The sequence below is a fragment of the Thermosulfuriphilus ammonigenes genome, from assembly GCF_011207455.1.
In the GTDB taxonomy this organism is placed as follows: domain Bacteria; phylum Desulfobacterota; class Thermodesulfobacteria; order Thermodesulfobacteriales; family ST65; genus Thermosulfuriphilus; species Thermosulfuriphilus ammonigenes.
On the sequence record NZ_CP048877.1, the window covers coordinates 403,067 to 426,051 of the forward strand.

Annotated in this window: 21 protein-coding genes; 4 read left to right on the plus strand and 17 right to left on the minus strand. The window is 53.8% G+C overall.

Features of this window, described 5'->3' with window-relative positions:
* Positions 1–5 precede the first annotated feature (5 nt).
* The 15 genes from G4V39_RS01935 to G4V39_RS02000 all read right to left on the minus strand — a co-directional run bounded on the left by G4V39_RS01935 (position 6) and on the right by G4V39_RS02000 (position 16,498).
* The gene (locus tag G4V39_RS01935; protein ID WP_246169707.1) at positions 6–827 is read right to left on the minus strand and encodes a shikimate dehydrogenase; all 822 of its coding nucleotides are present in this window, start codon (positions 825–827) and stop codon (positions 6–8) included.
* The gene (gene aroD, locus G4V39_RS01940) at positions 815–1,480 is read right to left on the minus strand and encodes a type I 3-dehydroquinate dehydratase (RefSeq protein WP_166031330.1); all 666 of its coding nucleotides are present in this window, start codon (positions 1,478–1,480) and stop codon (positions 815–817) included. The genes G4V39_RS01935 and aroD overlap by 13 nt, the downstream gene beginning before the upstream one ends.
* A gap of 19 nt (positions 1,481–1,499) precedes the next feature.
* Entirely contained in the window at positions 1,500–2,147 is a 648-nt protein-coding gene (locus G4V39_RS01945; RefSeq protein ID WP_166031331.1) for a histidinol phosphate phosphatase domain-containing protein, read from the minus strand.
* A 3-nt stretch (positions 2,148–2,150) separates the two neighbouring features.
* Complete coding sequence (locus G4V39_RS01950) at positions 2,151–2,642, minus strand: bifunctional nuclease family protein (protein WP_166031332.1); 492 nt, start codon at positions 2,640–2,642, stop codon at positions 2,151–2,153.
* Positions 2,643–2,672: 30 nt separating this feature from the next.
* Positions 2,673–4,022, minus strand: coding sequence for a tRNA (N6-isopentenyl adenosine(37)-C2)-methylthiotransferase MiaB (miaB, locus tag G4V39_RS01955; RefSeq protein ID WP_166033040.1), 1,350 nt, complete (start codon positions 4,020–4,022; stop codon positions 2,673–2,675).
* A gap of 27 nt (positions 4,023–4,049) precedes the next feature.
* On the minus strand, positions 4,050–5,375 hold the full coding sequence (locus G4V39_RS01960; RefSeq protein WP_166031333.1) for a TolC family protein: 1,326 nt from the start codon (positions 5,373–5,375) through the stop codon (positions 4,050–4,052).
* On the minus strand, positions 5,372–5,614 hold the full coding sequence (locus tag G4V39_RS01965; RefSeq protein ID WP_166031334.1) for a DUF4911 domain-containing protein: 243 nt from the start codon (positions 5,612–5,614) through the stop codon (positions 5,372–5,374). The genes G4V39_RS01960 and G4V39_RS01965 overlap by 4 nt, the downstream gene beginning before the upstream one ends.
* A gap of 42 nt (positions 5,615–5,656) precedes the next feature.
* Complete coding sequence (gene feoB, locus G4V39_RS01970) at positions 5,657–7,696, minus strand: ferrous iron transport protein B (RefSeq protein WP_181494229.1); 2,040 nt, start codon at positions 7,694–7,696, stop codon at positions 5,657–5,659.
* Between the two features lie 9 nt (positions 7,697–7,705).
* Entirely contained in the window at positions 7,706–7,936 is a 231-nt protein-coding gene (locus G4V39_RS11220) for a FeoA family protein (protein ID WP_181494228.1), read from the minus strand.
* Between the two features lie 9 nt (positions 7,937–7,945).
* Positions 7,946–8,419 carry a Fur family transcriptional regulator gene (locus G4V39_RS01975; protein ID WP_166031335.1) on the minus strand — a complete coding sequence of 158 codons (474 nt, stop codon included), beginning with the start codon at positions 8,417–8,419 and terminating at the stop codon, positions 7,946–7,948.
* A gap of 87 nt (positions 8,420–8,506) precedes the next feature.
* Positions 8,507–9,619, minus strand: coding sequence for a DUF362 domain-containing protein (locus G4V39_RS01980; protein WP_166031336.1), 1,113 nt, complete (start codon positions 9,617–9,619; stop codon positions 8,507–8,509).
* 9 nt (positions 9,620–9,628) lie between these two features.
* The gene (locus tag G4V39_RS01985) at positions 9,629–11,296 is read right to left on the minus strand and encodes a GAF domain-containing protein (protein ID WP_166031337.1); all 1,668 of its coding nucleotides are present in this window, start codon (positions 11,294–11,296) and stop codon (positions 9,629–9,631) included.
* A gap of 76 nt (positions 11,297–11,372) precedes the next feature.
* Positions 11,373–14,225, minus strand: a complete 2,853-nt coding sequence (locus tag G4V39_RS01990; RefSeq protein WP_166031338.1) for a molybdopterin-dependent oxidoreductase — start codon at positions 14,223–14,225, stop codon at positions 11,373–11,375.
* A 28-nt stretch (positions 14,226–14,253) separates the two neighbouring features.
* A complete protein-coding gene (locus tag G4V39_RS01995) occupies positions 14,254–14,943 on the minus strand; it encodes a redox-sensing transcriptional repressor Rex (RefSeq protein ID WP_166031339.1) in 690 nt (229 codons plus the stop codon).
* A gap of 154 nt (positions 14,944–15,097) precedes the next feature.
* Complete coding sequence (locus G4V39_RS02000; protein WP_166031340.1) at positions 15,098–16,498, minus strand: sigma-54-dependent transcriptional regulator; 1,401 nt, start codon at positions 16,496–16,498, stop codon at positions 15,098–15,100.
* Between the two features lie 165 nt (positions 16,499–16,663).
* Between G4V39_RS02000 and G4V39_RS02005 the strand changes: the two genes are divergently transcribed.
* Together G4V39_RS02005 and G4V39_RS02010 are read left to right on the plus strand one after the other, a co-directional pair.
* The gene (locus G4V39_RS02005; protein ID WP_166031341.1) at positions 16,664–17,092 is read left to right on the plus strand and encodes a hypothetical protein; all 429 of its coding nucleotides are present in this window, start codon (positions 16,664–16,666) and stop codon (positions 17,090–17,092) included.
* Between the two features lie 3 nt (positions 17,093–17,095).
* Entirely contained in the window at positions 17,096–18,595 is a 1,500-nt protein-coding gene (locus G4V39_RS02010) for an ATP-binding protein (RefSeq protein ID WP_166031342.1), read from the plus strand.
* Here the strand turns inward: G4V39_RS02010 and G4V39_RS02015 are convergent.
* Together G4V39_RS02015 and G4V39_RS02020 are read right to left on the minus strand one after the other, a co-directional pair.
* Positions 18,582–18,965, minus strand: coding sequence for a response regulator (locus tag G4V39_RS02015; RefSeq protein ID WP_166031343.1), 384 nt, complete (start codon positions 18,963–18,965; stop codon positions 18,582–18,584). The genes G4V39_RS02010 and G4V39_RS02015 overlap by 14 nt on opposite strands.
* Before the next feature lie 11 nt (positions 18,966–18,976).
* A complete protein-coding gene (locus G4V39_RS02020; RefSeq protein WP_166031344.1) occupies positions 18,977–20,077 on the minus strand; it encodes a two-component system sensor histidine kinase NtrB in 1,101 nt (366 codons plus the stop codon).
* Between the two features lie 112 nt (positions 20,078–20,189).
* Between G4V39_RS02020 and G4V39_RS02025 the strand changes: the two genes are divergently transcribed.
* Positions 20,190–21,194, plus strand: coding sequence for a M48 family metallopeptidase (locus G4V39_RS02025; protein ID WP_166031345.1), 1,005 nt, complete (start codon positions 20,190–20,192; stop codon positions 21,192–21,194).
* Between the two features lie 16 nt (positions 21,195–21,210).
* On the plus strand, positions 21,211–22,950 hold the full coding sequence (locus G4V39_RS02030; RefSeq protein ID WP_166031346.1) for an ABC transporter ATP-binding protein: 1,740 nt from the start codon (positions 21,211–21,213) through the stop codon (positions 22,948–22,950).
* Positions 22,951–22,985: the final 35 nt, after the last annotated feature.

Genomic DNA, 22,985 nt, shown 5'->3' on the forward strand with positions numbered 1-22,985 from the left:
GCCTCTTAATTCCTTAAGGCCCTTAGGGCGGCCTGTCTCATAATTTCTATTGGGGCCCTCTGGCCGGTCCAGAGTTCAAACTGGGCCGCTCCTTGATAAACAAGCATAGCCAGCCCATCAACAATGCGACAGCCGGCGGCCTCCGCCTCCCTGAGGAGCCTGGTCTTAAGCGGGGAATAGACGATATCCATAACCACCTGAAAACGGGAGAGGACGGTGGCTGGAACTGGCGATCGGTCTTCATCCATACCGACAGTGGTGGTCTGGATTAAGATGTCTGCGGAAAGACGATTTATATCTTCAAGGGAGCCGGCCTCTGTCCCCAGCTCTTCGGCCAGGGCCTCGGCCTTGGCCACCGTCCGATTAAGGACAACTACCCTGGATCCGGCCTCAAGAAGACCAAAGACCACCGCTCGCGCCGCCCCGCCGGCTCCGAGAACGACCGCCTTCTTTCCCTTAAGGTCCGTTGCCTCTTCAAGGGCCCTTACAGCCCCCAGCCAATCTGTGTTAGTACCTTCGAGACGACCGTCACGGACTACAATGGTATTCACCGCCCCTATCCTGGTTGCCAAAGGGTCTATCGTATCCAGAAAATCCATTACGGCCACCTTGTGGGGCACGGTCACCGAGACTCCGCCCACCCCCAGAGCCTTAAGCCCCACAACGGCCTGGGCAAGAAGGTCTTTTGAAACAGGAAAGGGAACATAGACTCCGGGGTAGCCAATAGCCGAAAAGGCAGCATTATGCATCGCCGGGCTCAGGGAGTGGGCCACCGGGTAGCCAATGATTCCAAAGACCTTAGTCTGCCCGGTAATCAACGCAGCCAAGCCAGCATCTCCTTAAGAGTTCTGACCGGAAGCTGGCCCGGGGCAGCCTGAGACTCCTCCTCCAGACAGGCATAGGTCATGGCTCCTCCCAAAAAAAGGGTGGCCAGTCGGGTTATTCGCCCTAAAGGCCCCATGGTGAAGGCTATAAGGGGAAAGTCTAGTTCCCTGCGGGCCCAGAGGGGGAGGGAGAGAACGCGCAGATTATCCTCTGGCGCCTGAGCGTAGGTAACTAACTTGCCCAGATCAGCCCCGGTATTTTTGAGATCCATGACCTTCTGTCTTAAAACAGCCTCCGAAGGGGTCTCTGAAAAATAATGGCAGGAGGCAATAAGCTTGGTCCCTTCCCGCCGGGAGAGAAAGTCCTCCCAAAAAGAGGTGGAAACATCATGCTCCAGATCCACATAGGCCGCCCGTCCCAGAGTCTGGGCCAAAATAGCCAGCCGATCTTTCTCCGGGCCCCGATAGCGGCCTCCTTCCCGCTCCGGCCTTAAGGTAAAGAGAAGGGGAGTTGAGATGGTCTCAAGGAAGGCCTCAGGGGCAGGATCAGAGAGACCGTCCAGTCGAATCTCTACCACATCGGCCATCTGGGCCGCTGAAGCAGCCCGGGAAAGGGCCCTGTTTATATCTTCTTCAAGAATGGAGACGCAGATCAAAAAGCCCCCCAGAGCAAATCTATCCAGAAATCAAAAAGTGATCCCTGGCCTGAGAGAAGAGACGAGAGACCTCTTCCTCCCGGAGACCAGCCCCAAGGGCCACCTGACGGGCCCTTTCAGGTGAAAGAAAGTCATCAGGGGCATGACCGTCAGAGTTAACAATCAGGGAAGCCCCTAGTTGTTTGGCCAGGGCGGCCACATGGCCGTTAGTAAGGCAATGGCCCCGGCGGCCGGAAAGCTCCAAAAAGACTCCCTTTTCTGCCGCCAGCCGGACGTCCTCTTCGCTGATAAGACCAGGATGGGCCAGGATATCGGCTCCGGCCAAAATTCCGGCCCGATTGGTCCCTGGGGCCACTGGCTCAACGATAGTCTCTCCGTGGACAACGACGACCCTGGCCCCCAGCTCCCGGGCCCGGGCCACTAAAGAAGAAATGAGTTCTGGGGCCACATGGGTAATCTCTATTCCGGGGATAAGTTTAGTCCGGCTGGCGCGATTTATTTCCTCGGCCACCCTGACCAACCTGGGAATGATAAAGTCAAGGTTTGAGGCATCGGCATGATCCGTAATGGCTACGGCCTCATAGTTCATTACTTCCAGTCGGCGAACCAGCTCCGAAGGAATCAGCTCCCCGTCGCTAAAGATAGAATGACAGTGCAGATCAAACATAGGCTACATTTTGTACTTGCTGAAGATCTCCGGATCAAGGGATTCCAAAACCTCTGACCACTTATCGCCCTCTTTGCTCTGAGCCTCGGCCTTCTGCCCTTCGGCCTGGCGACTCTTAAGAAGAACCTCTTCGTGGACATAAATCTCGGCCCCAGTGCGAAGGGCCAGAGCAATGGCATCACTGGGCCTGGCGTCTATCTGCATCTCCCGCCCATCCAGATCAAGGGTGATCAGGGCATAATAGGTATTGTCTTTAAGGTCACAGACCTCCACTCGGGGAACTTTTATTCCCAGATTATCGAGGATATTTTTCAGGAGATCGTGGGTCATGGGACGGGAGAATTCGATCTTTTCTATCTGGGTGGCAATAGCCGTGGCCTCCAGCAGACCGATCCAGATGGGAAGGGTTCTCTCGCCTCCCTTTTCCCGCAAAATCATAATGGGGGTGTTAGAGATAGGGTCAAGGGCGATGGTCTGAATCTCCATTCTGATCATCTTTGCCTCCTTACCCCGGCACAACCGGAGTCAATGGAGAGTTCCCACCAGACGGCCTCTCACCGAATGCTGGCAGGCCTCCTCTACCAGAACCTTAACCAGCTTTCCGGTAAGGTCCTGGCCACCATAAAAATTCACTACCGTGTTCTGTCTGGTTCGCCCTGTCCACTGACGGGGATCGCTTTTGCCCCGGCCTTCCACCAGCACCTCTACCTCCTGCCCTACAAGACGTCGATAACGCCGGCGACTTATCTCCAGCTGCAGGTTGTGGACGGTAGCTAAACGCTCTTCTTTAACCTCTTCAGGGACCTTATCAGGAAAGGACCGAGCCCGGGCAAAAGGGCGATCTGAATACTTAAAGGAGAATATTTCGTCAAATTCTACTTCTTTAAGAAGATCAAGGGTAGCTTGAAAATCCTCCTCTCTTTCACCCGGAAAACCCACGATGATATCTGTAGTCAGGGCTATCTCTGGAACCAACTCCCGCAAACGCTCCACCTTCTTGAGATAATCTTCCCGTCGGTAGCCACGGTTCATGGCCGCCAGGATACGATCAGAGCCTGATTGAACCGGCAAGTGAAGATGCTCACAAAGAATGGGAATCTCTACAAAGGCCCGCATGAGTTCCGGGGAAAGATCTTTGGGATGGCTAGTGGTGAATCTGAGCCGCCACAGTCCATCAATCTGGGCTACCCGCTCCAGAAGTTGCGCAAAAGTGGGGAACCCGGGCTGCCTTTTACCATAGGAGTTAACGTTCTGCCCCAGAAGGGTAACCTCCCTCACCCCCTGAGATACAAGAGCCCTTATCTCCGCCAAAATCTCGCCTGGCCGGCGACTGATCTCTGGCCCCCTGACATAGGGAACCACGCAATAGGAACAATAATTGTTGCACCCCTGCATGATAGTCACAAAGGCCTTGACGGCCTTGACCTCTGGAGAGAGCGCCGAAGGAAGACAGAAATCATCCCGAATATCTGTATCCACTACCGGCCCCTCGCCGGCCCGGACCTTGGCCAGGGCCTCTCGAAGGCGATAGATCCCCTGGGGGCCCAGGACAATGTCTATGTGGGGCATCCGTTCCACCAGACGTTGACCCTCCTGCTGGGCCACACAACCACAGACAGCGATAATCAAATCCGGACGTCGCCGTTTGAGATGCTTGAGACGACCAGCCAGACTATAAACCTTAACCTCGGCCTTTTCCCGAACACTACAGGTATTGAGGATAATGAGATCCGCATCCTCAGGGGCAGAGACCGGCGTGTATTCGGGCCTTAGGGACTCCAACATGCGCCTGGAGTCGTATTCGTTCATCTGGCAACCAAAGGTCCGGATAAAGACCCGCCTCTGGGCCACCGAGGGAGCCTCCTGTCTTTTCATCTCCAGATCAGTAAACATAGTTAAAACTTATTCTATCGCGGGCCCAGATTCAACCTGAGGCGGATAACCACTTCCCATGGCCAGCGAAAGGCGAGCCCGGGCCAAATGAAGTTCAACCAGGGCAGTTAGGTGATTTATCCTGGCCTTAAAGAGAAGGTGTTCGGCATCAAGCACCTCGGTACTGGAGGCCAGCTGTTCTCGATACCGCTCCCGGTGGAGTCGAAAGTTCTCCTCGGCCTGCTCCAGAGCGGCCCTGGTAACCTTTAACCTCTCCCGGGCCTCTTCCAGCCCCAAATAGGCCGCCTTGACCTCAAGGGCTATCTGGTCGAGGATCTCCTTCCTCAAGGCCTCGGCCTTCCTTAGTCTGGCCAGGGCCGCCGCGACCTCGTCACCCGTCTTGCCCCACTCAAAAAGACTCCAGCGAACCTCGGCCATAAAGATGACGTTTTCTGTGAGCCCATAAGGGTTGCGTTCCAGATCTGGCGAGTTTCCCTGACGCTGATAGGTAGCCACCAAATCTACCCAAGGATAATAGGCGCTCTTAGCCAGCCTAACGCCCTGACGGGCCTTCTCCAGGGCCAACGAAGCAGAAACAACTTCCGGACGCCTCTTCTGGGCCCTTTGAAGGGCCTCTTTAAAAGATGGAAATATGACGGGCTGATCTAGGGAGTCGACTATCTCCAAAGGATGATTGATGTCTTCTTGGAGAAGAATATTGAGCCTGGCCCGGGCCAGACGGACGGCATTTTGGGCCCGGACAAGCCCGTGTCTTCCCTCCATATAGGCCACCTTGGCCTGAAGAAGATCGGCCCGGTTGATTAGCCCTTGGGAGTAAAAGGCCTCAGCGTCGTCAAAGTGGGCTTTAAGGCGTTTGACCGCCAGGGAGACCTCTTCCAGGCGTCGCCGGGCCTCCAAAAGGTGGAAATAGGCCTCTTTTACGGCGTAAACAAGCTCCTGGCGGGCCCGAAGTTCCTCGGCCCGGGATATATCCACCTCCAGGGCCGCCAAACGGTGCCTGGCCCAAAGGGCTAAGCCGTGGAAAACGGGCTGATTAAGGACCACCTGCCACTGGTAGGTATCCTGAGAGGAGATGGGAATATCCCGGTTGAGGATGACCACGGTGTTTCGATCCCGATAGTGGCTGTAGGTATAGGTGGTGGAGAGACGGGGCAAAAAATCCTTTAAGGCGACCTTCTCCCGGAATCTGGCCTCAAAAACGGTCTCTTTGGCTACTTTGAGCCTGGGATGTCGTTTTAGGGCCAGACGGAGACAATCCTCAAGGCTTAAAGGGCTGGCCAGAACTGCCGCTGGCCAGATCAAAAAAAGCAAAAAAAGGGCTACCGTCCGCCTCATGGAGCCTCCTTGAGATGGAGTTGAGAGGCCAGGCCAGAGATAATCTCCATCACTTGCCAATAGGTATCCCGACTGACCAGGATCTCCACCTCCCCCCGGTGAACATCCCTGGTGCGCACCAGACCCAGGTGACCATAGCCTTCGAGAATGAATCGAAGCCAATAGATCTTCTGAGGGTTGATACGCAAAAAAATCCTCACCCCCTTGCCTGAAGAAAGAAGGGAACCCCACTCCTCCATGATCTTTACTCTTAGCAGAAAGAAGGGTTAGAGGGAACCGGATCAGGAAAGACCCAGGATCAGGCCTACCTGACGGATAACAAAGGCCACAATCCAGGCCAGACTTACCAGATAGCCGATGGCAAACAGGGTCCAGCCGATTGACCCCGTCTCTCGCCAGATAGTCACTACACTGACAATACAGGGGACATAGATAAGCACAAAGGCCATAAAGGCAAAGGCCGTAAGGGGGGTGATTCCACTGTTCTTTAAGGCTTGAGATAGGGTGCTAAAGCCCTCCTCCCCTTCAACTTCATCTACCTGGTAGAGAACCCCCATGGAGGAGACGACCACCTCCTTGGCCACAAAGCCGGTGAGCAGGGAGACTCCCATCTGCCAATTAAAGCCTAAGGGGGCGATAAAGGGCTCAATGGCCCGGCCGGCTCGCCCGATATAGCTCTCCTCTATGGGAGGGGAGTGACCATCTACCCGAGGAAATACTGTCAGGGCCCAGAGAATCACCGAAAAGGCCAGAACCACTCCCCCCATTTTCTGGAGATAAACCTTGGTCTTGTCCCACATATGGATGATAATGCTCTTTAAGGTCGGCAGGCGATAGGGGGGGAGCTCCAGGACAAAGGGGGCCGCCTCACCCCTGAAGATGGTTTTACTAAAGAGCTGTCCCATCAGGACGGCCAGAACAATCCCCAGGAGATAAATAGCAAAGATAACATTCCCTTCCCGACCCGGGAAAAAAGTCCCGGCAAAGAGGATATAGACAGGCAACCTGGCCGAACAACTCATCAGAGGGTTGATGAGAATAGTAAGAAGCCTGTCCTTGCGCGATTCAAGAGTCCGGGTAGCCATAAGGGCCGGGACATTACAACCAAAGCCCATAAGCAAAGGGATAAATGACTTGCCATGGAGCCCCAGAGTGTGCATGACTCGATCCATAATAAAGGCCGCCCGGGCCATATAGCCGGTATCCTCAAGGAGGCTTATCCCCAGAAAGAGAAGGAGAATATTGGGTAAGAAGACGATCACCCCTCCCACACCAGCCACAATGCCCTCGACCAAAAGATCCCGCAGAAGACTGGGAGCCATGTGGGCACTTATCTGGGCCCCCAGCCACTCCACCCCGGCCTCAATCCAGGAAACAGGAACCTCCCCCAGACGAAAGGTGAGATAAAAAAGAAGGTACATGAAGGCAAAAAAGATAGGAAAACCGAAGAGCCGGTTGGTGACTACTTGATCAATACGATCAGAGAGGCTTACTCGAGCCTGGGGAGTAAGCCTCATGGTCTCTCTTAAGGCCCCGGCGATAAAGCCATAGCGGGCCTCAGCGATCAGAGCCTCGGGGCTCTCTTCAAGAAGGGTCTGGATTCTTTCTCTAGAGGCCTCGGCCTGGGTGACTATCTCCTGGCCTCCGGCCTCCTGAACCACCTTGGCGACGATATCCTGGTCGGCCTCAAGGAGCTTTACTGCCAGCCAGCGCGAGGGATACTTCTGCCCAAGAGGGCTTTGAGAGAGGATTTTTGAAAGACGGGCAATTTCTTTCTCCAGCTCTGGACCATAATTTATATGGACACGGCGAAGCCGGGGCTCTTTACCTTCGGCCACCGAGATGGCCGTAGAGATAAGCTCTTCCATTCCTACGGCCTTGGTGCCCACCGTCTTGACAATGGGTACCCCCAGGAGAACCGAGAGTTGATCAAAGTCGATCTTCATCCCCCTGGCCTCGGCCAGATCAACCATGTTCATAGCAAAAACCAAAGGAGCCTCGAGCTCGAGAAGCTGAACGGCCAGATACAGATTGCGCTCCAGGTTAGAGGCATCGATGACATCAACCACCACATCCGGCCGGTCCTCAAGGATAAAGTCCCGAGCGATAACTTCCTCAACGGAATAGGCCGTAAGAGAATAAATTCCCGGGAGATCCACCACCCGAATCTCATAGTCCCCGCGACGTAAGCGGCCTTCCTTTTTCTCTACAGTAACTCCCGGCCAGTTGCCCACCTTCTGGCGGGCACCAGTGAGGTTGTTGAAGATGGTTGTCTTTCCGGCATTGGGGTTGCCGATGAGGGCCAGGGTGATCTTCTTCATGGAGAAACTCTAGAGGGGATCAACGAGGATCTTCTCCGCCTCCTCATGGCGGAGGCTGACGTGATAGCCTTTAATGAGATAGTCCACCGGATCCTTAAGCGGCGCATAACGAACCACCTCTACCTCAGCCCCGGGGATAAAGCCCATCTCCATAAGACGCATTTTAAAGGGACCGCTACCAAGAATCTTTAGAATCCGACCCCGCTGACCGGTACGGAGATCATCCAGACGACAAGCCATAAGCCATTCCTAACGCAGATTGAGCTTCTTGCGACACTCGGGGCAATAACCGTAAACCTCTAACTTGTGACCGACAACCCGATAACCGAATTTTCTGGCCAGACGATCCTCAATCTTCTTGAGAGAGGGCTCAACAAATTCATCTATCCGACGGCATTCCAGACAACGAAGATGACAATGGTGCTCATGGCCATAGATGAACTCATAGTGCATGTGACCGTCTTCGTAATAGACCTCTTGAATAAGACCACAGTCTATGAGGAGAGGAATGGTTCGGTATATGGAGGCCTTGGAAAGACGCTCACCCTTGTTGCGCAGACGCAGGTAAAGTTCATCAACATCAAAGTGATCTCCGGTATTTACAATCTCCCGGAGGATTATCTCCCTTTCTGGGGTGTATCGAAGCCCCTTTTTTCGAATATAGTCTTTAAAGATCTGAAACTCCGGACGCCCCTGGGGACCATCGTTTTTTTCTCTGGTCATCAAGTGCCTCGAACAAACAATTATCGTTGGCTAGAAGTAGAAAATATCCTTCTCTCTGTCAAGTAAGACTCTTTTTCAGTTAAAATCTCAGAGCCTTTCCAGCTGATATTGACGACTTCCAAGACCGATTTCCTCGGCATGATCCAGTTGAATCTCCCAATCCACTTTGGGGTAAAGCCCGCGCAGTTTGTCCTCTCCTGGGGAGACATTCCTGGTGAGGGCCGAGCCCGGGAGGGCCATCTCCTGATTGATGAGATCAACTGATGCCTGATCAATGGCTACCGGGTCTCGCGAGGCCAAAATACCTATATCCCGAACAAAGGGATAGTCGTTAAAGTGGTAGCAGTCACAGGCCGGGGAGACGTTCATGATAAAATTAAGAAAAAGGGCCCGGTCAGCCTTGCCCCAGAGGGCTCCCTTGGCATATTCTGCCAGCTTCTTAAGAAAGACAGGCCCCACCTCGTTCCACTGAACCTGGATGGCCCCGGAAGGACAAATGGCGATACACTCACCACAGCCAATGCATTTTTGAGGCTCGATCACCATCCTCTTGCCTGTTGGGCCGGGGGCAATGGCCCCGGAAGGACAGTATTCCAGACAGGTCTTGCAGAACACACACTTTTTTTTGTTGACTTTGGGGGCAATGGTAGAATGCTGGGCCAGCTTTCCCTTGCGGGCCGCACATCCCATTCCCAGGTTTTTGATAGCTCCCCCAAAACCTGAAAGCTCATGGCCTTTGACATGACTCATGACCACCAAGGCATCGGCCCGGTAAATGGCCTGAGCAATGAAGAGCTCCTTGAGCAGAGGAAAATCCACCTCCAGGCGGACAAAGTTGTCCCCCAGAAGGCCATCGGCAATGATTATCGGGGCCCGAACCACGGCAAAATCAAAGCCGTTTTCTATAGCCGTCTCCAGATGAACGACGGCATCAGAACGGCTTCCTTTGTAAAGAGTATTGGTGTCGGTAAGAAAGGGGCTGGCTCCCAATTCCTTAAGAAGATCTACCACCCGCCGGACATATTGCGGACGAATAAAGGCCAAGTTGCCTCGCTCACCGAAGTGAATCTTTATTCCTACCTGGCGGGAGGGCCTTATGACCTCCCTTATCCCCAGCTTCTCCAGAAGGAGGGCGGTTTTATCCAAAAGATTCAGACGTGGGTTGGCCCTCAGATCAACAAAGTAAACCTTACTGGCCATGGCTTCCCCCTAGCGAGCGGCTTCTTCTATGTCCACGATTTTAATGTCTCCTACGTAGTCTTTAGCCTGATAGCGGGTAATCTGGGTCATCTTTTTGGTCAGAAGGCTCATGCGCTTAAGATTGCGCAGAATTAGTTCTACCTCCTCCCGCATGGAGGCCTCCTGTTCGGGTATCTCGTCCAGGAGAAGCTCTGCAGCCCCAATGGCCACAAACATAGGGGTGTTCAGTTCATGGGCCACGGCCCGGGCCATCTCCACTACTCCCTGGAGGCGTTCTCGCTCCATGGTCTCTTTTTCTAAAAGCTTCTGGGCCGTTATATCTCTGACAACCTCAATGAAGAATTCGATTCGGCCTGAAGAATCAAGCACCGGAGAGGTAACCACCTCAAGATATTGCTTCCCATCTCCCCGGGAGATCTCAATAACCCTGGTGGCCGGGGCCCTGGTGGCCTCCACCTCTCTGGTGGGGCAGGCTTCTTCATTACAGAAGGAAATAACTTCATAGCAGGGACGGCCTGAGACCTGGCCATCGGTAAGGTTGTAGTTTTCCAGAAAGACCTTATTGGCCATAACGATCTGCCCCTCAGGATCAATAACCACCAGGCCGGCATGGAGGCTATCGATGATATTTTTAAGAAACCTTTCTTGACGTTCGAGGGTCTTCAGAAGGTGATTGATTTTCTCATAGGCCTGGGCCTTCTTCAGGGCAATACCTCCCTGTTCGGCCACGGCCACAGCGAAATTGACCTCACTCTCCGTAAAACTCCGGGGCTCGGCCGTAAGGAGCCTCAAAACTCCCAGTATCTCTCCCTCCACCAAAATGGGCACGGCCAGAATACTGGCCACTCCTTCTTTGCGGGCGGCCTCCGGATAGCGAATGCGGGGGTCCCTGGTGGCATCGTAGATGGCTACTGGCCGGCCAGCCAGTGCCTGGTGAATAGCCCTTTCGTCGTCAATAGAACCTCGAGAAAGATACTCCTCAGAGAGCCCCGAGGCGGCCACCAGTTCAAGGTGTCCTCCGTGAGGGTCAAGAAGTCGAATGGTGCATCCCTTTAGGCCCATTACCTGAGGGAGCTTGGTCACAATAAGATCGAGGATCTCCCGAAAAGAAAGGGTGGAGTTTAAGGCCTTGCCAATCTCATTAAGGGTCTTGAAGTATTTGACCTGACGGAGCTGATGACGATAAAGACAGGCGTTTTCGATGATGATCCCGCACTGCTCAGCCAGGACTTTAAGAAAATCCACATCTTCTGAGGAAATCTGCCGGGGTTTGCGGGAGAAAAGACTCATCAGCCCGATGGTTTGGCCCCTTGAGATGACCGGCACAGTGAGAAAGGATCTTATCCCCTCCCGGACAAAGATCTCCCGAAAGGCCGGCCGAGATTCCTCATCGGAGTCGCTGATAAGGAGCGGATTTCCCTCCAGAACCTCGTCCAGGAGGTGATCATCCAGAGTGGCCCAATCCTTGTCTGGACGGCTCTCAAGGCCAGAGAAAGCCCGGGGGACAAGGTGGTCTCCCGTCTCATCCAGAAGGCAGACCATGGCCCCGTCAAGGCCCATAGCCTGGGGGACCCTCTCCACCAGGAGTTCGAGAACCTTGTCCACATCCAGGGTGGCGGAGATGGTCTTGACGATCTCCCGAAAAAGCTGAAAGTAGGTCTCTCTTCTGGCTTCCATGAATATCAACCACCCAAGATAGAAGGAGGGGCCTTACTGGCCCCTCCTTCTTAAGGAATCTTTGCTAAGAAGTCCCCTAAGAGCCTTCTTTTTTTATCACCTGAACTTTGTTGAATTTCAAGGGCGGTGTACCACTATAAAGACAACTGCAGGCCGGCTTCATAACCTTGGTCGTTCCCGTTCCCCAGAAGCGGGGATATTTTGGATCAGCCTCAAGCCCCCGCCAGTGTCCGAATCCGCCAGCAGCGGCCACCACCCCCTGGCGAATATTCCAGGTAACGCGAACTCGAGTCTCAAACTGCCCCCAGGGGCTCTTAACCACCACCTGATCGCCATCTTTTAGGCCCCTTAGTTTGGCGTCAATAACGTTGATCCACAGGGGATTGCTCCCCCGCTGTTTCATAAGCTGGATATTGTTCATGGTTCCGCAATGCTCATGCTCCAGAACCCGGAAGTAACCGAGAATGAGGGGGTATTCCTCGTCGGGTTTAAGATCCGGCCAGTCTTCCCAGGGCTCTTTGTAGTCTGGCAGAGGGTCTATGCCCTTTTTCTCGGCTACCGGATGCTTGAAGTTATACTTTCCCGTGGGGGTCTTGCCCGAAGAGCCGTAGCCCTCTGGGGGATTAAGGCTCCCCCACTTTTTGTACTTAAAGTATTCGTGAGGGTCAGTGATGTAGTAGCCCCTCTTTTTGAGCTCCTCAAGGGTGACCGGAAGCCCCCTTAATTGATTACGAATAAACTCTTCTTCATCTTTCCAGGGGAAGTATTCACCCAGGCCAAGCCGCCTGGCAAGCTCGGTAAAAATCCACCAGATAGGACGAGAATCATAGAGAGGGTCAATCACCCGCTGAAAGAGGCTGATAAAGGCCTCGTAAGTCCAGTCAGGCACCACCCGACTCTGCTCAAGATAGGTACAATCAGGCAAAACCACATCCGAGAGGCTAGCCGTATTGCTCATAAAGATGTCAATAGCTACCCGGAAGTCCATCTTTTTGATGGCCCGAACGATGGAATCTTCGTTGCCGCAGGAAAGGACGGGATCACCAAAATAGCAGACCAGAGCCTTTATCTTCCCCTGATCCACTTGCTCTTCCAGGTAGGCCGGCCACCAGCCACTCCATATCCGGCCCTCATTAAGCTTCACCTTGGGGGCATTATTAGGAGGCTTGGGCTGTCCTTCACCCCAGGGGCTTGAGAGCTTGCGTTTGAAGGGAAGGCTGGGCCCCCCGGGGGCATCAAAGGTGCCCTTTAGGCCGTTTAGGGCCATAATGGCCATGGTAGCGTAGAAGGCGTTAGGGCTCTGAGAGACGCCGGTCCAGCACAGGGCGGCCGGATGATCGGCATAGCCGAACTCAAGGCCCAGGCGCTCAATGGTTAAGGCCGGAACGCCACAGATCTTCTCCGCCCACTCCGGACTCCGGGGCTGACCATCCTCCTCGCCTAAAAGGCGGCGCTTAAAGTCCTCAAAGCCATAAGTCCAGTTCTCTACAAACTCCCGATCATAAAGTTCATTTTTGACAATCACATAGCACATGGCCAGGGCCAAGGCCCCGTCAGTAGCCGGCTTTATGGGGATCCACTCGGTAGCTGCGGCCGCCGTCTCGCTGCGACGGGGGTCAACGGCCACCAGCTTACAGCCTCTTTTAAGGGCCTCTTTAAGAAGCCCCAGTTTGCGCTGCCCTCCAGAGGTGGCAAATTCGTTGATACCAAAAAGGATGACAAAGTCGCTCTGTCGGTAGTCAATCCAGGGGCGTTTGTCGTTCAGGTTATATTCATTGGCCATCCGGATGGGGTTATCGCACATTACCCGATGGGTGACCTTGTGGGGGCAACCATAGGCGGCCATGACCGCCTCATGGAGCCAGGCATTGTAATCATTGCCCCGGTGGTAGCCCACCGTAGCTGGATCAAGCTCTTTTAGCCTCCGGGCAACATAATCTAGGGCCTCATCCCAGCTGGCCTTGCGGAAACGGCCCTCTTCCTTGATAAGGGGTGTCTTAAGACGGTAGGCACTGTAGGCCTGAAGATGGGCGTTTCCTCCCTTAATACAGAGACGACCGCCACCTTTAGGATCACCGGCCAGACCTGTGATTCCCTGGATGATACCATCTTTAACCCGTACCGTCTGGCCACAGAGCCCCAGACATATGTAGCAATGGGTAGGGTAGGTCTTTAGCCCCTCTTCCGGAAGGGCCCCCGGACTGAGGGTTGAGTAACCAGAAAGCCCCAATTCCTTGAGAATGGGGACCATTAGATTCAAGGTCTCCAGGTAAGGCTGATTGGGACTGGTCCCGGATTCGACATTAAAAAGATACATCCGCTCCTGGAACAGAAAGGACATCAAAAGCTCGGCCAGCCCCTGGTAATAGGGACTCTGAGCGGCTCCAGAAAGAACAGCCACAAACTCCACCACCCAGTTAAGGAGATGCTGACGCAGAAACTCAATATGGCCTTTAAAGGCCGCCTCGTCTCCCTGGCCGGCCTTGTCCAGAAGATAGGCCAGAAAATCCAACTCTACGGCAATGTGGTCATCCAGCTCGTAGTAGGCCGGATCCTTCTTGACATCAAAGGCTCGATAGGCCTGTCTTACCTGAGCCACGGCCCCCCGGATAACCACCGGTTCTCGGTTTAGATAGACTGACTCATAGGGGAAGACCGGATTGGGGCCTGCATTGAGGAAAAGATCGGCGTATTCGAACCTGAGTTTTTTGTAGACCTCCTCCGGCCCCTCTTTTTGAAGGTAGTCTGCCACCTTGGCCAGCCCGACAGTCAGATCCACCAAGGGGGCCTGGGACTTTAGGCCCTCGACCCCCTTGGTAAAACCTGGTTCGGCCAGACGAAGGAGAAAATCCTTTGCCGGTTCATCATGAAGGGCCCTGGCCAGAAAGCGATAGACCTCCGCCCGTTTGCTGGATAGTTCTGCGTCCATCTCCCCCTCCTTGACCTGAGGCCACCGTTCAGAGAACAGCGGCCACAATCTGTTTGACCTTGTTATACTGCCTTCGACCAGTTTTTCTTCTTCCTTTTTCTGACATGGAATAGGTTAAGGTGTCTAGCAAAATCGTAAAGTCAACATTCTGAACAATCACGTGTGGCAGGCAGTTGAGCCTCACCGGAGAAAAGTTGAGTATTCCCCGAACACCAGCCTCAGCCAGATCCCCCACTGCCTGTTCGGCGAGTTCTCTTTCGGTACAGATAACTCCGATCTCTATCTCCCCTTCGTGCACTCTTTGGGGCAGGGATTCTATGGCCTCGACCTGAAGCCCCTCTTTTACCACCTGCCCCACCTTCTGCGAATCATAATCAAAGACCGCGGTCAGCTCATATTCCTCCCGGGGCTCGATAAAATAACGCATCACCGTCTCTCCCAGGGGGTTAAAACCCACCAAAGCAATGCGTCTTTTTTGATTGAGCCCGAGGATGTTTTTAATCTCCTCCAGAAGCTGGGGCACGTTATAACCCACCCCCCGGACACCGAAGCGACCGAAGAAGGAAAGATCCTTTCGCAGCTGGGCCGGATTGACCCCACAATAATGGGCCATGGCCTGGGAGGAGATGACCCGACGTCCCTTACGTAAAAGCTCCTCCAGACAGCGCCGATAGAGAAAAAGCCTGATAATTGTGCTCTGACTGTCCCTAAACTCCATTTTGAAGCACCCCCTTGATTTTTTTGCCAGATATTCCTTCAAGATGGATGCCAAGGGCCGAAAAACGGAAGTTGGAGAATTTTGGAGCTAACAGGGGTGAGAGGCTGTCTTAGAGAAAATTTTCACTGCCACACTTAGGTGGCAGGTGCCACATTTATGTGGCACCCTGACGCATAAGCCTCTGGAAGACCTGCCGCCTTAAACCGGCCAGCCGGGCCGCCTTAGAAACATTGCCACCGGCAAGTTCTAAGGCCTGGCGAACATAGTCGCGAACAAATCTCTCCATTACCCGGGCCTTGGCCTCATGGTAAGGGAGAAGGCCTCCGGCCTGATCTTCCAGGGGGGGCTCACTTTCGGGATCCAGATCAGCAGGAGTGATGACGTTCGCCTGGGTGAGGAGAACGGCTCGCCGGATAACGTTCTGGAGTTCCCGGACATTGCCTGGCCAAGGACGGCTTAAAAGGTACTTAAGGGCCTCAGGGCTGAACTCCAGCTCCTCGCGGCCATACTCTCGACCAAAGATCTCCAGAAAGTGGCGGGCCAAAAGGGGAATGTCTTCGGATATCTCGGCCAAGGAGGGCATCTGGATGGTAACCACGTTGAGGCGATAAAAGAGATCCTCCCGAAAAAGTCCCTGTTTGATTTTGGCCTCTAGATCCTGGTTAGTGGAGGCCAGAACCCGGACATCCACTTTGATGGGCTTGGTGGCTCCCAAGGGATGAATCTCCTTTTCTTGAAGAACCCGAAGAAGCTTGGTCTGAAGGGTGGGAGAGATGTCGCCGATCTCATCCAGAAGAATGGTAGAACCATGGGCCATTTCAAAAAGCCCTTTCTTATCCCGCGTGGCCCCGGTAAAGGCCCCTTTACGGTAACCAAAGAGCTCGCTTTCCAAAATATGTTCGGGCACTGCCGGACAGTTAACGACAATGAGATCCCGTTCGGCCCGGGGGCTGAGGCGATGAATGGCTCGGGCGGCCAACTCCTTGCCGGTTCCAGATTCGCCACGGATAAGCACCGTTACATCAGTGGGAGCAATCTTCTCGATAAGGGAGATTACTCGGCGAAGGCGGGGAGAACGACCGATAAAGTCTCCCTGGGAAAAGGAGCGGAGACAACTTTTTAGGTGGACGTTTTCCCGGAGAAGATGGGTTCGTTCCAGGGCCTTTTCAACGGCGTGAATCACCCGATCATTGTCAAAGGGTTTGGGGATAAAGTCATAGGCCCCCTGTTTAAGGGCCTCAACGGCCATCTCTATCGTGCCGTATCCGGTAATGAGGATAATGGTCGAAAGGGGGCTGCTCTTTTTGGTAGCCTCCAGAATGGCAAACCCGTCTATGTCCGGCAGACGGACATCGGTGACCACCACCTCCGGGGCCTCTCGCTTGATAAAGCCAATGGCCGAACGGCCGTCGGTAAAGGCCTTTGTTCGGCAAGAAACCCCCCTTTTGATGACCCGTTCCAGAAGGCGGGCAAAATCTTGATCGTCGTCAATGATTACCACCAGGGGCTGATCGGCCCCCTCTTTCTTAAAAGCCCTTTTCTTGTTGGAATTCATAAAACTTTTTATAAACCCTTAAGACTTTCTTCCCAAGAACCTTGATTATAATCCCTTTTATTCGATTTGCCTGCCAGCAAAAGAAAACAGTCCATCTTATGAAGAAATGTCCATATTTAAAGGGCCAAATTGACGAAAATAAATCTTCCCCCTAAAATGGCACCCATGTTGAGACTGGCCTTAGTTGTTCTTCTCCTTTGGGCCCGGCCAGCCTGGGCTGTCCAGGTGCATCCGGCCCCAGAAGGCCTTATTGCCCACATGCTGGGGCATGTTCTCTTTACAGCAGCCATTGTCTATTTTCTTTACCTTCTCTACCGCCATCCTCCGGGGGACAGACCCGGTTGGAAATATCTTAAGTGGTCGCTGATTTTCTTTCTCCTCTGGAACATAGACGCCTTCACCGTCCACGCCCTGGCCCTTAAAATTCCCAATGAGGCCATCTACGGAGAGAACATCTTCGAGGCTCGACTCCTCCCTCCCTGGAATTGGGTCAAGATTCTTTACTACTTCTTAAGTTTTGACCACTTTCTCTGTATTCCAGAAATTATCTTCCTCTTTCTGGCCATGAGGAGTTTTTACTTCCGAGGTGCTTAATAGATGACATCTGGCCTGCCGCTCTTTCCCCTGTATCTGGTTGACTTTATTGGGGCCCTGATAATGATGTTTTTTGCCTTCTGGACTTCCGTCTACAGCTGGCGCCTGGTAAGGAAGGATCCTACGGATATCCTCTGGCGTTATCTCTTCTGGCTCTCCATGGCCCTGGTGGGTCTGTCTATCTCGCGGGCCGCAGGTCACGCCGCCCGTTTTATTCTTCTTTCTATGGAGCTTCACGGAATCTGGCTAAAGATAGCCCCTTATACCGGGGCCCTTAACACCATCTTCTTCATCGCTGTGGCCGTATCCACCTTTTACTACCAAAACATCCGTCAAGCCGTGGAAAGGCTCCGGCGATTTAACATGGAGCTGGAAAGAAGAATCGAAGAACGCACCCAGGAACTCCTCCTCTCAGAGCAAAAGTTCCACCGACTTTTTGAGAACAGCAAAGACATGATTTACTTCTGCAACGAATACGGCCACATAACCGACATCAATCCGGCCGGGGCAGCCATGTTAGGCTACGAGGAAGAAGAACTGGTAAACACCCCCCTTTGGCGGGTTATCGCCAAGGCTGAAGATTGGGAGATCTACTACACCCAGCTATGCCAGCTAGGACACATCACCGACTTTGAGACCCAGCTTTTAAGAAAGGATGGTTCCATCTGCCACGTGCTGATCTCCGCCAGTGCCATAAAGGATAAAAAAGGAAACCTGGTAGGGTGCGAGGGTATCGCCAAGGACATGACCAGATTCCGGGAAATGACCCAGCAGCTCATCCAGTCAGAGAAGCTGGCCTCCATCGGTCAGCTGGCAGCCGGAGTGGCCCATGAAATAAATACGCCTTTAGGGATTATCCTGGGTTACACCCAGATCTTGGAGGAAGATCTGGAAGAAAATCCAGAGGCCCGCGAGTATCTTGGAATCATCGAACGCCAGACCAAAATCTGTCGGCGCATCGTGGGCGACCTTCTCCGCTTTGCTCGCATGGGGAAAAGTGGTGAAGGGGAGGTTGATATCAACCTCTGCGTGCAGGAGGTGGCCTCCATCCTCTCTCACAGCCTGAGCATTGAGCAAATCTCTCTTGAGCTCAAATTGGCCCCCGACCTTCCCCGGATAAGGGGAGACCAGGAAAAGATCCGGCAGGTATTAGTCAATCTGGTAACCAACGCCTTCCAGGCCATTGGTCACAACGGTCGCATCGAGATTGAGACTACCTACCACCCCCAGGAAGAAGAGATTCTCATTACTGTGGCCGATACCGGGCCAGGAATCCCGCCAGAGATAATAGACAAGATTTTTGACCCTTTCTTCACCACTAAGGAGGTGGGACAGGGTACCGGGCTGGGGCTCTCGGTGAGCTTCGGAATTATCAAGGATCACGGGGGAAAAATCAAAGTGGAAAGCCCTCCGGCGGACAAGGAGCTCAAAAAGAGAGGGATCCGGACTGTTTTTTACATTCGCCTGCCTGTCCACCGGAGGGGGGAGACTAACCCACCCTGATCTCCGCCTTGCCTCCCTTGAGGACCTGGGCCACCTTGGTCTCCAGCTCATTTTTATCTATGGGCTTAAGGCAGTACTCACTGGCTCCCAGACTGAGCGACTCCCGGGCGGATTCCACCGTTGGATAACCGGTGAGCATGATGACTTTGATCTGGGGCTGATACTCTTTAAGCTTCCTCAAGACCTCAACCCCACTCATCTTCTGGAGTTTGATGTCCAGGATGGCCAGATCAAGCTGGTTGTCCTTGGCAAAGGAGATGGCCTCATCCTCATCGGTGAAGCCAAAGATTTGGTGTCCTTTGCGTTCTAAAATTTTTTTAAGCATAACTACTGCGTCTTCGACATCATCTAGTACGAGGATTTTGGCCATGGCGTCCCTCCTTAGCTGTGCTTTTGCTCCATCCTTACGGAGGCTTTGGCCGGAAAGCGGATGATAAAGACCGTGCCTTGCCCCGCCGGCCCCCAGTGGGGATCCCTTATGGGAGATTGGACCTCAATGGTTGCCCCATGCTCCCTAAGGATGGAATCGACGATAAAGAGCCCCAAACCTGTCCCCCCTTCTTTGCAGGAGAAGAAGGGTCGGAAAAGATAGCCTTTTTTGTCTTCCGGAATACCGCTCCCTGTATCGGCCACGGCCAATGTCACCTGATTCTCTTGATTTTCCGTGGTCAGGATGATCTCCCCTCCCTTGCCGATGGCCTCCTGGGCATTGGTGAGAAGATTAATCAGGGCCTCCCTTAACCTCTCCGGGCTACCCCATATTTTCTGCAAATTCTTGGCCAACCTGCTAACCAGACGAATTCCCCGGGCCCGAAAACTCTCTTTCATAAGTTCAAGGGTCTCTTCCACCACTTGATTGAGGTCTGTCTCCTGAAAGCCTTCCTCATGGGGACGGGCCAGAGAAAGGAGACGATGGGTGAGCTCCCGACAGTGACGGAGCTGGGTCTCGATGACCTGAAGCATCTTTCGGGCCTCCGGATCTTTGGCCAGGTCCTCCTCCAGCATCTGAACATACCCCAGAATAATCCCCAAAGGAGTATTAAGATCATGGACCATAGCCATGGCCAGAAGACCCATGGTGGCCAGCTTCTCCAGCTGGGCCAGACGTTGACAATCGATATCGGGGACGGAAAGATCCCTCACCAGCAAGACCACCCTCTCTGAAAGACAAAGAGCCCGTATAGCCACCAAACGCTCCTGCCCACCAGGGGGAGCAAAGGTGGTCTTGAAGTCCTTAAGCTCTCTGCTCTTAAGGAGGAGCTCTTTGAATTCCTCAAAGGCCCTCTTATCCCGGAAAAATTCCCCCAGGGAGCGCCCCACCGGCTCCGGGCTTCCTTCGGCCCAGGCAAGGGCCGAAGGGTTAAGCCACTCCACCCGAAGCTGGAGGTCAAGTATAAAGGCGGCCTCAGGAAGAATATTTAAAACCGCCTTTATGGTATCCAGGCAATTGTTTGATCTGCGAAGTTGAGAGGAAAGCACCATTTTTCACTTTAATCATTGAAAAACGATCAATGTCAATCCAAATTAGATGGTCAATTTGGGGTTAAAATTACTCCTTGTTGACCTGCCTTAAGCCTTGTTGTTGAATAGATTTATGCTGCACCGCCTGGCCCCCTTCTGGATCTCCTTAGTCCTTATCCTTTCTGCCTGTGCCACCGTCACCGGACCCCCCGTAAGCGAAAAAGAACGTTACCAGGCCAAAGTAGCCATTCTTACCTATAAGTGGCGAGATTACCTCCGCTGCCAGCGCCGGGTAGGCGACGTCCTTTATCGGCTTCTTCTGGCTATAGACGACGGCCGAAAGGAATATCCCTATCTGGGGGTCAAAACCATAAACCTGGCCAGGCTCACCCCGGAGGAAAAAGAGGCCCTTTCCCAGGTTGAGGGAGCCAGCCTGCCGGATGAGGGCTATCTGGTCACCTATGCTAGCCCTTATTACCGGAAGACAGGCCTTAAGCCACCGGCCGTTATCTCCCCTCAGGCCTCAAGGCTTCGCCTCTCCAGAGGCCCCCTTAAGATACAGCTGATCGATGGTCAAGAACTGGACATCCGCCCCCAGATGATCCGCACCAGGCCGGCCGACTTTAAAGTGGTTGACAGTGAGGAGATAAACGCCTGGGCCACCCCGGAGTACGTCATCTATGTGACCACGGCCTTGTGTCGCCTCCTTCCAGAAGATGACCAGCTGGCGGCGGTGGTGGGCCATGAGCTGGCCCACCTTAAACGCGGCCACATCGCCAAACGGCAAGGGTTGGTCACCTTAAGGGATCTATTTGGTCTGGTGTTGGGTTCCCTGGGAGGGGCCACAGCCCATGATATCTACCAGGTAGGAACCAACTTCGCCCTTCTTAAATTCAGCCGAGATCAGGAAAGAGAGGCGGATTTCTTTGGCCTTTATTATGCCTACAAGGCGGGATTCAACCTTGAAAAGGCCGCCGAAACCTGGCTCTATTTGGGAGCCGTCTTACCCCGGACGGATCAGCCCAGCCTTCTCCTCACCCATCCGGTCACTGAGGAGAGACTGGCCCGGATACGTAAAATTGTTGCCTTGATCAAACAGGGAAAAAGCTTTGAAGACTTCATCCACTCCGAACAATAGGCCAACCACCCACTATATGCGGCGGATATGGCAGCTGGCCCGTCCTTACTGGTGGCTGGTCTCTCTGGCCATTGTCTTCAGTTTTGTGGCCTCCTCCCTTCAGGGGGCTATTGCATGGCTGGTCAAGCCAGCCATGGACAAAGTCCTGCTGGCCCGTAACTACCAATACCTGGCCCTCCTTCCCGTAGGGGTAATAGCCCTTATCTTTTTGCGTTCCGGGGCGGCCTTTGTCCAGTCCTACTGCATGAGGGTGGCCAGCCTCCGTCTTGTTCGCGATGTCCGCAACCTTCTCTATCACCACCTCATCCGCCTGCCGGTGGGCTACTTCCAAAAGGAGACCTCTGGAAGAATCGTCTCTCGTCTGGTAACCGATGTCTCCCTTATCGAGACAAGCCTGGGAACCATATTTCAGACCACCATGATCGAAGGGGCCACGGTGATCACCCTGGCGGCGGTGGCCCTGTGGCGCCGCTGGGACCTGGCCCTGCTTTCCTTTATTGTTTTGCCCCTGGTGGGCTACATGGCCCGGCGACTTGGAGTGCGTATCCATCGCCGTCGCCATCGCGCCCAGGAGAAAATCGCCGATGTCACCCATCGAATCTCGGAGGCCATCCAAGGGCTAAAGGTGATCAAGGTCTTCGGTCAGGAGAGTCAGCGGGAGAGGATCTTCTCCCAGGAGAATAAGCGTTTTTACCGGGAGATGGTCCGACTGACCAGGCTCAAGGAGGGGACAAGGATCCTGGCCGATGGTCTTACGGGGCTGGGGGTGGCCTTAGTTCTCTGGTACGGAGGCAGCCTGGTGGTCAGAGGGGTTATTACTTCTGGAGACTTCTTCTCCATTCTTACTGCCCTCTTCATGGTCTTTACCCCGGTCAAACGCCTGGCTCGCTCTTACACCAACATCCAGGAGATTCGGGCGGCCATAGACCGGGTGGATCAACTCCTTTACCTGCCGGAGGAAAAAAGCGGCCAGCACCCCATTGACTCCTTCCGCCGGGAGATTCGCTTTGAAAAGGTTTCCTTCGCCTATCCAGGTAGCTCCGAACCGGTTTTGAAGGAAGTCGATCTGGTCATAGGTCAGGGAGAGGTGGTAGCCATTGTCGGACCTAGTGGGGCCGGGAAATCCACCCTGGTGGACCTTATCCCCCGCTTTTTTGATCCTACCTCCGGGCGAATCCTTATTGACGGCCTTGACTTACGTGAGCTTGATCTCCGGGATCTCCGAAACCTTATGGCCATCGTCTCTCAAGACGTTATCCTCTTTAACGATACCGTGGCCGAAAATATCGCCTTTGGTCGGCCGGAGGCCTCCCTGGAGGAGATAATAGAGGCGGCCAAGATGGCTTACGCCCACGAGTTTATAGAAAACCTGCCCCAAGGATACCAGACCCTCCTTGGCGAAAGAGGGCTTAACCTCTCCGGGGGACAGCGTCAGAGAATCGCCATCGCCAGGGCCATCCTCAAGAATCCTCCCATCCTCATCCTGGATGAGGCGACCAGTGCCCTGGATGCTGTCTCAGAGAGGTTGGTCCAGAAGGCCCTGGAGAAGATGATGATCGGCCGGACAACTATTGTCGTCGCCCACCGGCTCTCCACCATAAAGGGAGCGGATAAAATCGTCGTCCTGGACCAGGGGCAGATTATTGCTCAAGGCCGGCATGAGGAACTCTTTCAAAAGAATCCCACTTATCGCCAGCTCTACAGCACCTTCCTTAACGAAGAGGAGCGAAGTCAGGTAATCCCCCTTAAAAGATAGCCCGGTAGACTACTCCGCCCTAAAGAGCTATCCTG